The 11,320-nt window shown below is 61.0% G+C and carries 8 protein-coding genes and 1 tRNA gene; 2 read left to right on the top strand and 7 right to left on the bottom strand.

Annotation, left to right across the window (positions count from 1 at the left end):
• Positions 1–83: 83 nt before the first annotated feature.
• The 6 genes from LB536_RS07280 to LB536_RS07255 form a co-directional block, all read right to left on the bottom strand.
• Positions 84–3,290, bottom strand: a complete 3,207-nt coding sequence (locus tag LB536_RS07280) for a type I restriction endonuclease subunit R (RefSeq protein ID WP_224590620.1) — start codon at positions 3,288–3,290, stop codon at positions 84–86.
• Positions 3,290–4,279, bottom strand: a complete 990-nt coding sequence (locus LB536_RS07275; RefSeq protein ID WP_224590619.1) for a DUF4268 domain-containing protein — start codon at positions 4,277–4,279, stop codon at positions 3,290–3,292. Before LB536_RS07275 ends, LB536_RS07280 begins: the two co-directional genes overlap by 1 nt.
• Positions 4,276–5,532, bottom strand: a complete 1,257-nt coding sequence (locus tag LB536_RS07270; RefSeq protein ID WP_224590618.1) for a restriction endonuclease subunit S — start codon at positions 5,530–5,532, stop codon at positions 4,276–4,278. The genes LB536_RS07275 and LB536_RS07270 overlap by 4 nt, the downstream gene beginning before the upstream one ends.
• Positions 5,525–7,072, bottom strand: coding sequence for a type I restriction-modification system subunit M (locus LB536_RS07265; protein WP_224590617.1), 1,548 nt, complete (start codon positions 7,070–7,072; stop codon positions 5,525–5,527). Before LB536_RS07265 ends, LB536_RS07270 begins: the two co-directional genes overlap by 8 nt.
• 99 nt (positions 7,073–7,171) lie before the next feature.
• The gene (locus tag LB536_RS07260; RefSeq protein WP_224590616.1) at positions 7,172–7,489 is read right to left on the bottom strand and encodes a hypothetical protein; all 318 of its coding nucleotides are present in this window, start codon (positions 7,487–7,489) and stop codon (positions 7,172–7,174) included.
• 103 nt (positions 7,490–7,592) lie between these two features.
• Positions 7,593–7,669: transfer RNA gene (locus LB536_RS07255), tRNA-Pro, on the bottom strand.
• A gap of 198 nt (positions 7,670–7,867) precedes the next feature.
• Here LB536_RS07255 and LB536_RS07250 point away from each other — a divergent pair.
• On the top strand, positions 7,868–9,388 hold the full coding sequence (locus LB536_RS07250; RefSeq protein WP_224590615.1) for a phosphomannomutase/phosphoglucomutase: 1,521 nt from the start codon (positions 7,868–7,870) through the stop codon (positions 9,386–9,388).
• 18 nt (positions 9,389–9,406) lie between these two features.
• On the opposite strand, the gene LB536_RS07245 is transcribed toward LB536_RS07250, so the two are convergent.
• On the bottom strand, positions 9,407–10,294 hold the full coding sequence (locus tag LB536_RS07245; RefSeq protein WP_224590614.1) for an NmrA/HSCARG family protein: 888 nt from the start codon (positions 10,292–10,294) through the stop codon (positions 9,407–9,409).
• 113 nt (positions 10,295–10,407) lie between these two features.
• Here LB536_RS07245 and LB536_RS07240 point away from each other — a divergent pair, with 113 nt between their 5' ends.
• Positions 10,408–11,307, top strand: coding sequence for a LysR family transcriptional regulator (locus LB536_RS07240; RefSeq protein WP_224590613.1), 900 nt, complete (start codon positions 10,408–10,410; stop codon positions 11,305–11,307).
• Positions 11,308–11,320 lie beyond the last annotated feature (13 nt).

Below are 11,320 nucleotides of genomic sequence, written 5' to 3'. Positions count from 1 at the left end.
TGCGGCTTCTCATCACAGCACTCCAAAGCCGCCCCAGATCCAGCGCAGCCTGACCCACTTCATTGTTCACGGACGACAAATTCTTATCGCGAGCTTGAGGCCGCCACCTCACGCAACATCACCTCAGCTTGCGCCAGTACGGTTTGCACTGCGTCCTGCTCCAGATCGGGCGGATATCCATACTTCTTGAGGATGCGCTTGACCAGAATGCGCATGCGGGCACGGGCACTGGCCTTGTGCTGCCAGTCAACGGTCGCCGAACCCCGCATCTGCTCGACCAGCTCGTGGGCGATGACGCGCAACTGTTCGCTGCCCATCGCCTCGACGGCGCTCTCGTTTTCGGCGAGCGCGTCATAGAAGGCGAGTTCCTCCGGCGATAGCCCATGCTCCTCGCCGCGAGCGGCTGAAGCCTTGATGTCCTTCGCTAGCGCGATCAACTCCTGGATCATCTCCACCGTCGAAATCGCGTTGGCGTGATAGCGGGCGACGGCCTCCTCCAGGCGTCGGGAAAAGGATTTTGTCTCGACCACGTTCGACCGCGACCGGCTCTTGATCTCGCCATTGAGAAGTTTTTTCAGAGCCTCCAGCGCGAGGTTCTTCTTCTCCATCTGCTGGATTTCCGCCAGGAACTCGTCCGACAGGATTGATAGGTCAGGGGACTGGATGCCCGCCGCCTTTAATATGTCCACTATCTCGGCGTTGGCCACGGCCTGATCGAGAAGCTGTCCAACCGCGAAATTCTTGGCCCGATCCGACATCTTGCCGCCGCCCGTCGTCTTGACCAGAGCGGCCCGCACCGCCTGGAAGAAGCCGACCTCGTCGCGGATAGCGCGGGCCTCATCGCTGGCGGAGGCGAGCGCGTATGCCTTGCCGAGTTCCAGCACCGCGTCCTGAAAGCGGCGATGCGATTTCTTCTTCTCGTCCGCGTTGCCGACCTTGGCGGCCTGCTGTTCCTGCCACTTCAATATCCAGTCGATGGCGTCGGCAAGGGCGACAAGCCGCTGCTGCGGCTGGCCGCTGACCCCAAGGCTGTAGTTATGTCCATGGAACATTCCACGCACGACCTCGAACTTCTCCACGAGGACCGCAACGGCTTCTTCCTCGTCGATCCCGGTCTTCTCCTGGTCGGACTTCGTATACTGGCCGAGCGCGTTCTTCAGGTTCTGGGCGATGCCGATATAGTCCACAATCAACCCGCCGGGCTTGTCCTTGAACACCCGGTTGACGCGGGCAATCGCCTGCATCAGGCCGTGGCCACGCATCGGCTTGTCGATGTACATGGTGTGCATGCAGGGCGCGTCGAAGCCGGTCAGCCACATGTCGCGCACGATCACCAGCTTGAGCGGATCGTCAGGGTCGCGCGCCCGCTTGGCAAGATCGTCGCGCCGTCTCTTGTTGCCGATATGCGGTTGCCATTGGAGCGGATCGGACGCCGAGCCGGTCATAACGATCTTGACCGCCCCCTTGTCGTCATCGTCCGAGTGCCATCCGGGCCGCAGCTTGATAATCTGGTCGTAGAGGTCAACGCAGATGCGCCGGCTCATGCAGACCGCCATCGCCTTGCCGTTCATGCCGGCGATGCGGGCCTCAAGATGTTCGACCAGATCGGCGGCGATCTGCGCCAGGCGCTTTTCCGAGCCAACCAGCCGCTCGACCGTCGTCCACTTCGCCTTCTGCTTTTCCTGTTCCGACAACTCGTCGTCTTCGAGGATCGCCTCGATCTCAGCGTCGATGCGTGGCTTCTCGTCCTCGTCCAGTTCGATCCGCGCCAGACGGCTCTCGTAAAAGATCGGAACCGTCGCCCCATCCTCGACGGCGCGGCTGATGTCGTAAACGTCGATGTACTCGCCGAAGATCGCGGGCGTGTTCACGTCGTCCGCCTCGATCGGCGTGCCGGTGAACCCGATGAACGAGGCATTCGGCAAGGCCTGCCGGATATAGTGCGCATAGCCGTAGCGGCGCTTGCCGGTCGCCTTGTCGAGCTTGGCGTCGAAACCGTATTGGCTGCGATGCGCCTCATCGGCGATGACGATAACGTTGCGCCTGTTGGTCAGCATCGGGAAGCTTTCCTCCCCGGCCTCGGGCGAAAACTTCTGCACCGTCGTGAAGATCACGCCGCCCGAAGCCCGATTGAGCAGGTGGCGAAGCTCATCGCGGCTGTCGGCCTGTTCCGGCTTCTGGCGGATCAGGTCGCGGCAAAGGTTGAATGTCGAGAATAGCTGGTCGTCTAGGTCATTGCGGTCGGTGAGAACGACCAGCGTCGGGTTTTCCAGTTCCCGCGACCGCACGACGAGCCCGCCGAAGAAGGCCATCAGCAGGCTCTTGCCTGACCCTTGTGTATGCCAGATCACGCCGATCTTGCGGTCGCCATCGGGGCGCGCCGCCTCTATCGCGCTAGCGAGTGCCTTCCTCGCGCCATGGAACTGATGATAGCCGGCGATGATCTTAAACGGCCCTTCGCCCCGGTCCCCGAACACGATGAAGTCTCGCAGCAGGGAAAAGAAATGCCGGCGGTCGAAGATGCCGCGCAGCAGCGTTGCCATCTCGCGGGGACCATGCGGCGTGAAATCGCCATCAGCGCCCGTCACCGTGCGCCAGGGCATAAAGCGCTCCTCGTCGGCAGTCAGGGACCCGATGCGCGCCAGCACGCCGTCGGAGGCGATCAGGACTGCGTTCGCCCGGAACAGCGAGGGCACCTGAGCCTTGTAGGTCTGAAGCTGGTTGAAGGCAGCTCCGATGTCCGCTGTCTCGTCTCCTGCATTCTTCAACTCGATGATCGCAAGAGGCAGGCCGTTCACGAACACGACCACGTCCGGACGCCGCTTGTGGCGGCCCTCGACCACCGTGAATTGGTTGGTCACCAGCCAGTCGTTGCTTTCGACATTGTCGAAGTCGATCAGCCAGACCTTGTCGCCCTTGATCTCGCCGTCGGCTACGACGAACTCGACATCGACGCCTTCCGTGAGCAGCCGATGGATGCGCCGGTTTTCCTCGACCAGCGACGGCGTTACGGTCACAAAAAGCTGCTTGATCGCCGATGTCCGCGCCTCCGCCGGGATGATGGGGTTCAGGCGCTCGACCGCACCGGTCAGCCGCGATGCCAGGATGGTGTCGGAATAGGCCTCACGCTCCGGCGCAGAGCCGTCCGGCGCGATCTGAGCCGCTGGGGCGTAGATGTAGCCAAGGTCTTCGAAAATGCCGATAGCCGCATGTTCAACGATGTCCTCGCGGAAACCGGATCGCGAGTAGTCCATCTCGATCCGCTCGTAGACGATATCGCGGTCGATCATCAGGCTTCCGACGCCTCCGGATCAAACTGATCCGCATCGAGTGCGCGTACGCGCTCGGCGAAAACTGAATGAAATCGCTCCAACGAGCGGACCATCCAGTCCAGATATTCAGGCCATCTGGCTTCATCGAAGGGGTCGATCCCGCTCCAATGGTGCACAATCCTGCTAGCTGTTCTTTCAGGGAGCTTTTGCCATTCAAGATCGAGCCCGATCTCGGTCTCGATTTGCGCCCTCTCTAAAATCAGTTGCCCAAAGAAAGCCTTTGCGTCCTCATCGTCGATGTATAATTCAACCCCAAAGCGATCCCTTTGAGTGTCTAGTTTTGCTGACAGTTTAAAGCCCGCTCTTCCGATGCTGAAATCATACCAGTGTTGGGGGAATGGCTTGCGAGGACGTAGGCGAGGATGATTTCTAAGCCGCTCTTGCAATTGGGTCCAAAATCGAAGCTGAAGCGACTTCGTGTCGGTAAGTGCTTCCGTTTCAATCCGGCGAGCCGCCTGGCCGACTGAGCGGGACCACTCATTGGGTTTCGAGACGATGTTGAATTTCGGTGCCGGCGGGCTGTCGCCGATACGCCAAAGCTCGACCTCCAGACCAAAGAACTTGAACTTCTCTTCGGTGATCTCGTTCAGCCAGTCGAGCGCCGCTCGGTGCTCTTCGGTAAACTGCGTGGCAATCCATACGATGGTCACAGTTTGGAGCCCAGATGCATAGGTCAGCAACTGTCCCAGATGCCCATGATCGGTGCGCTCAAGCTGGTTCTCAATCAAAACCCAGGAACCATCGAGTGCATCTTTGCACAGAATGTCGGCGCGAAATGGCCCCACATTCTTCTCCTGTGCCTCGATCTCCAATTCCATGTTGAGCGTTTCGCCGAGAATGGCGAGGTTGTCTGGTCGTGCGAGCCATGGAGTGAAATGTTGCGCCTCTGTCAGCCAAATGCCTCGCACGTTGACTTTTTCCAGGCGACCAAGAGGGGAGACATTCATTGCGCGGCCTCCAGTTCTGCCGCAGCGTCGCGCAGCCGAGTTTCGCCCGACATCAGCTTAGGCAGAAGGAGGTCGCGGGTCGCGGCGAGGGTGCGGTTTTGTCGACCGTTAGCTGAGATCAAGCTGAACCAGGGAACGACAAACTGACCAAACGCTTCCAGTACCTCGTCACTTGCTCGTGCGACCACAAAAGAAGACACGCTGTCCGCCTGCGCCCGTTGCCTGCCAGATGTACCGGTCATGCTGCGGATGGCCCGGTCACGAAACTCGTCCTGGCGAGCAATCAAGTAGGAGTATGGCGGCGGCACGGGTGCCTTAGCTCGCAAGACGATGAACTCGGTTGATCCCCACCCTATAGATGATTGATCGGGCAGGAAATCAACGAAGGCTGCCTTTCCGTTTTCGAGACATGGGGTAATGCGGGCGATGAGCGCGTCACCATTGCGGAAACGCATTCCCGAGCCGAACTCTCGATCTATGGGCAGTTCGGCTATGCTGCCGCGCGTGGGCAGCGAACTCATGTCGGAATAAGGAGCGACTGTGCCGCGCCTCAACGGTTCGCTGGGGTTGAATTCGACAAGATGTGAGACTGCTACGGCCTCCCATCCTTTTGGCAACCCATCATCCGCTAAGTTCGCGGGAAACTGATCGGCCAGTTGCCGTGCGCAGTCGGGATCGGTGACAAGTCCGCCCATGGTCTCGACGGGGTCGGTCGCGCCGTCGATCTTGCGGCGGGTCGGGCCGAAATCGATGAACCAGTCGCGGAAGATCGCCTGCGCCATTTCCTCCAGTGTTTCGTTCATCCGCCGATTAAGTTCGATCTTGTCGTCGAGCGAGCCGAGTAGCTCAGCTATGGCCCGCTGCTCTTTAATGGGCGGAACCTCCATATCCCGAACATATACAGCTGCCCGTGTCGTCGATGGGATGGGCGATCCATCATCAATCTCACCAAGTCGATGATAGATTACCGCATAGTATAGCCAGCGCATGTCCATCTTGCCTTTCGGCTGGACGTAATAGGCCGTGTCGATGACGAAGAAAGGTTCGGGTGAGTACCGCACGCCACGATACGCTCCCTTACGGCCTAGAATGACGCCGGGGCCGGGCGCAAGTGCTTCAGTGTGCCAACCTACGGGGCCATTCGAACCAAAAACCCGGTAAGGAGCCTTTGCATTTTGATAGCCACGGATGGCCTTGCCATACTGGAGTGTGACCTCGTCGCCCCATTTACTCTTGCGCCAGTGATCAGGCATTGGACGAAACCTCGTCGAACAACCGCTCGATCCTCTCCTCCAGACCCCGCCCTTCCGCGAACTGCTCCTGTAGTCGCCCCCGCAACCCTCCGAACTTCTCGGCGAACGCAACCCCGTCGTCCTCGACGTCTGCCGCACCGACGTAGCGGCCCGGCGTCAGCACGTGGGCGTGCTCGCGCACCTCGGCGAGCGTGGCCGATTTGCAGAAGCCGGGCTCATCGGCAAAGTCCGTGCCGCGATCCTTGTCCCGCCAGCGGTGATAGGCCCCGGTGATTTTTTGGATGTCTTCGGCGCTGAACTCTTTACGCACGCGGTCCACCATGAAACCGAGCTTGCGGGCGTCGATCAACAGGATTTCGCCGCGCCGGTCACGGTGGCCGTTGGCGCTCTTGTCGCGCGCCAGTATCCACAGGCAGGCCGGGATTTGCGTCGAGAAAAACAACTGCCCCGGCAACGCCACCATGCAATCGACTACGTCCGCCTCGATCATCGCCTTGCGGATGTCGCCTTCGCCCGATTGTTGCGAGGACATGGAACCGTTCGCCAGCACCACGCCGGCCGTGCCGCGCGGGGCAAGGTGATGCAGGATGTGCTGGAGCCAGCCGAAATTGGCATTGCCCCTCGGCGGCGTGCCGTATTTCCAGCGCTGATCGTCGGCCAGCCGCTCGCCGCCCCAATCCGAAACGTTGAACGGCGGATTGGCGAGGATGAAGTCGGCCTTCAGGTCCGGCAACTCGTCGCGGTGGAAGCTGCCCTCGTTGTTCCAGCGAATGTCGGCGTCGATGCCCTGCACGGCGAGGTTCATCTTCGCCAGCCGCCATGTCGTGTGGTTGATCTCCTGACCGTAAATGGCGATGGCGTCGCGTCGCCCGCCGTGCTCCTCGATGAATTTCTCCGACTGTACGAACATGCCGCCGGAGCCGCAGCACGGATCGTAGACGCGGCCCTTGTAGGGTTCGAGCAACTCGACCAGCGTGCGCACCACCGAACGCGGCGTGAAGAACTCGCCGCCGCGCTTGCCCTCGGAGCCGGCGAACCCCGACAGGAAATACTCGTAGACCCGGCCAAGCAGGTCTTTCGCCTTGTCGGTGCCATCGTGCATGCCGATGTTGGAAAACAGGTCGATCAGCTCGCCCAGCATCGTCTTGTTCAGTGTCGGACGCGCGTAGTTCTTCGGCAGGACGCCTTTCAGCCCTTCGTTAGACGGTGCCTTCTCGATGGCCTCCATCGCCTCGTCGATCAGCTTTCCGATCTCGGGACGCTTGGCGTTCGCTTGCAGGAAGGGCCAGCGCGCCTCCTTCGGCACCCAGAACACGTTCTCGGCCAGATACTCTTCCGGGTCTTCCGCGTCGGCATGCTGCTCCGCCGCGAGCTTAGCGTGCAGCCCCTCGAAGGCGTCGGAAATGTACTTGAGAAATATCAGTCCAAGCGCGACGTGCTTGTATTCCGATGGCTCCAGGTTGCCCCTGAGTTTGTCGGCCGCCTTGAATAGATCGGCCGTAAAGTCGAGATCGGATTTGTTTCCGTTTCCTGCCGCCACTGCGCTTCCCCCAAATCAGTGCCGGAAGGTAGGCCGCAGTTCGGGGCGCTGTAAAGCCAGACAGAATGTGCCAGAAGTCGACGCCTGCCAGCCAAGCGGTTAGTAGGCTCCCCAATCAATCGACCGGGCCAACTCAGGATCACGCTTCCACAGGGCCTTGAATTTCTGCTCCAGCTCGCGTTCGGCGGCGATGCGCGCGTCGACCTCCTCTTGCGTCGCGTCAAACGGCCAACTGGAGCCGCCGCAGTCGCCGGCACCGGTCAAATAGAGCCGCCGGACCGCCACCTCAGCTCCCTTCGGCTTCCCGCGCCAAAATTCGCTCGCCCGGATAGTCCGCTCCATCTCTCGCAAATAGTGCATCTGATTTTCGTCGCGCGTTTTCATGGCCGGCATGAAGGGCACGCCAAGCGTCGGCACGCAAGATCATGCAGACGTGGCACTGGAGCCGCGTTTTCGACAGTTTCAGGTAGGGTTTCAGGTAGGAAGCAATTTTCGGGAAACGCTAAGTGCTTGTTCTTTCTGGTCGGAGTGGCAGGATTTGAACCTGCGACCCCCTCGTCCCGAACGAGGTGCGCTACCAGGCTGCGCTACACTCCGTGACCAGACGCGGGCTTATAGCTGCCACACTTCGTTCCTGCAAGCGGCATTGGCAGCACTTCTGTCGCATTTCGTGCGCTTTCGTCGGGCAGTGCCGTAAAGCCCGGATTTCCATCTGGGATAAACGCGGCTTAAAGCCTTGTGTGCTAAGCCGCTGCGTCGATAGATTGTGTTTCTGCAGCCTGGAGCTCTGCTGTCTTGCCCCCAAAAATCGTTGGTGAAGCATGGCCCAACAGCTTCGAATTCGAAACCGCGGCGCTGATCAAGGCATCCGGTTTTCGGGAATACGATGCGCGCTGGTGGTTCGGCCATCCCGGTTCGACGGTGCCGCCCGAACTTAACCTGATCGGCGTTCAGGCGCTGGGTATGGGGCTGGGCACGATGATCCGCCGTCTCGGCGTTGGACCCGACATCGTCACCGGACATGATTTCCGTTCCTATTCGCTTGGCATCAAGCTGGCATTGGTTTCCGGACTGATGGCGGCCGGCGCACGGGTGAAGGATATCGGCCTGGCGCTGTCGCCGATGGCCTATTTCGCGCAGTTCGCACTGGAGACGCAGTCGGTGGCGATGGTCACTGCCTCGCACAACGAAAATGGCTGGACCGGCGTCAAGATGGGTGCGGCGCGGCCGCTGACCTTCGGGCCCGAGGAGATGAGCGCGCTGAAGGCGATCGTGCTGGCCGGCGATTTCGACCTTACAGGCGGCGGCTCTTATGATTTCGTTTCCAACTTTCGAGAGACATATCTCGACGATCTGACCCGAGACAAGCGCATCACGCGCAAGCTCAAAGTGGTTGCCGCTTGCGGCAATGGCACTGCCGGCGCCTTTGCACCTGACGCGCTGGAACGGATCGGCTGCGAAGTGATCCCGCTCGATGTCGAGCTTGATCATACGTTTCCAAACTACAATCCCAATCCGGAAGACATGCAGATGCTGCATGCCATCAGGGACAAGGTGCTGGAGACAGGGGCCGATGTCGGGCTGGGTTTCGATGGCGACGGCGACCGCTGCGGCGTCGTCGACAATGAAGGCAACGAGATCTTCGCCGACAAGGTCGGCGTCATGCTCGCGCGGGATATTTCCAGCCAATATCCGGGTTCGACCTTTGTCGTCGACGTCAAGTCGACCGGACTGTTCAACACCGACGCGGTGCTGCGCGCCAATGGCGCGGCTACCGACTACTGGAAGACCGGCCATTCCTACATCAAGCGCCGCGTTGCCGAACTCGGCGCGGTCGCCGGCTTCGAAAAGTCAGGTCATTTCTTCTTCAACCCTCCGATCGGGCGCGGTTATGACGACGGGTTGGTCACGGCAATCACCATCTGCCAGATGCTGGACCGCAACCCGGCCAGTTCGATGGCCGATCTCTACCGTGCGCTGCCGCTGACCTTCGGCACGCCCACCATGTCTCCGCACTGCGCGGACGAGGTGAAGTACGGCGTCGTCGAACGGGTGGTTTCCGATTTTCAGGCGATGCAGCGGGACGGTGGCAGTTTCGCTGGCCAGAAGATCGTCGACCTCGTCACCGTCAATGGCGTGCGCGTCGTTGCCGAGGACGGCACCTGGGGTCTGGTGCGCGCCTCGTCGAACAAGCCGGAACTGGTCGTGGTCGTCGAAAGCCCGGTCTCGTCCGAGCGTCGCCGGCAGATGTTCGATGCCGTCGACGCCGTGCTGCGCCGCAGTCCGGAAGTCGGCGCCTATAACCAGACTTTCTAGTTCAGCGTTCTGGCTAGTTCAGCGTTCTGGCGCTTTGGTCGTCAGAACGCTCCAGTCGAACGCGCGCGCCCAGTCGGCAAAGCCGTGCCAGCGCACCTCCGGAAATTCCCTGTGCAAGCTGGCGATGTCGACGTCGTAGCCGACGCGGTCGAACCATTCGAACATCAGCGCAGCGTCCTCGCTTTGCTGACGAGCAACCGCGATCGGTATTTCCTGATAGCGGATCGGATGGCCGATGGCGCCGGACAGGATTGCGGCCTGTTCTTCGCCCGACAATTCGTCGCCGGCGAAATCGAAGCGCTTGCCGAACACCCGTTCCCGCCGCTCGGCGAGGGCGGCTACGAAAGCGCCGATATCCGCCAGGGCGACCAGTTGAAGCACCCGCTTGGGCGGCATCGCGAAGGCATGGATGCCTTGGTTGAGCGCACCGATCGACCACGGCGCAACGGCATTCTCCATGAAGGCCACCGGCGCGCTGATCGAATAGGGAACGCCGAGCTGCTCGATATACCGCTCGACCAGATATTTGCTTTCGAAATGCGGGATGCCTGTCTTCTTGTCGGCGTCGGCAACGGAGGAATAGATCAGATGTCCGACGCCGGCGGTCTTCGCAGCATCGGCGGCAAGGATCCCCAGACGGGTCTCCTCCTCGAGGCCGGCTTCATAGCTGTTGCCCATCAGGAACATGGTGTCGACGCCTTTTGCGGCGCTCACGACCGAGCCCGCGTCAGCGAGATCGCCGGCCACCATCTCGGCGCCGGCCGACGCCAGTTGCCGCGCGCCTTCGCTGTCCGGCCTGCGCGTAAGTCCCTTGACGTGATGGCCCCTGGCCAACAGGGCACGCGCAACCGCGCCACCTTGCTGGCCCGTGGCGCCGGTCACAAGAACGCTTCGTTTGCTGGTCATTTCGTCTGCTCCTTCTTCTCTGTCTGGCTTGTTTGTCCGGAGCAAAATTGGGCCCTGTCCGTTTGATGCATAATTGCCTATAATTGGAAAACGTTGTTCCACTTGTGAGCACAATGGTTGATCTCAATGATGTCGTCGTGTTTGCTCGCGTCGTCGAAGCCGGCAGCTTCACCGCCGCAGCACGCCTGCTCGCCATGCCGAAGACGACGGTCAGCCGCCGTGTCGCCGCGCTGGAACGCGAGGTCGGCGTGCGCCTGCTGCAGCGCACGACACGCAGCCTCAACCTGACGGATGCCGGGCGGTCCTATTATGAGCAGAGCAGCCAAGGGTTGCGGGCGATAGAGGAGGCGAATCTGCGTCTCGCGGAGGCGAGGGCAGAACCGTCGGGCACCATCCGCGTTTCGGCCCCAGTAGGTTTTGGCAGCTACTTCCTCATCCGCGCCGTGGTCGACTTTCTGGAGTTGTATCCAAAGACCAATGTCGAGCTTCGCCTCACCGACGACAAGCTCAACCTGGTCGAGGACGGCATCGACCTTGCCTTCCGCACCGGCACCCTCCAGGATTCGACGCTGATCGCCCGCAAGCTCGGCGCCACGCGCAGGCTGCTCTGCGCCAGCCCCGACTATCTCACACGATACGGAATGCCGGAAAGTCCGGCGGATCTAGCGCGCCATCGATGCGTCATCGCGGGTCCATCGGCGTCAGTTGCCCACTGGGTGCTGGATGGACCACAAGGCCAGGAGACGGCCGTGGTTGCGGGGCGCTTCGCCGCCAATGAAATGCAGGCGGTGGTTGCGGCCGCGCTCGCGGGCTTCGGCATCGCACAATTGCCCCAGGCGATGGCCGAAGGGTTGATCGATCAGGGGCGCTTGCAGCGCGTTCTCGGGGATTACATGACACCGGCTGGCGGACTGCATGTCCTCTATCCGAGCAGCCGCCACCTTTCCCCCTTGGTCAAGGCCTTTATCGAACTGGCGGCCGAGCGGATTTCCAATCGGGCAAATACCGCTTAAAGGGCATCTGTGC

Source organism: Mesorhizobium sp. ES1-3 (genome assembly GCF_020164795.1).
In the GTDB taxonomy this organism is placed as follows: Bacteria; Pseudomonadota; Alphaproteobacteria; order Rhizobiales; family Rhizobiaceae; genus Mesorhizobium.
This window is presented reverse-complemented; position numbering and strand designations above follow the sequence as displayed.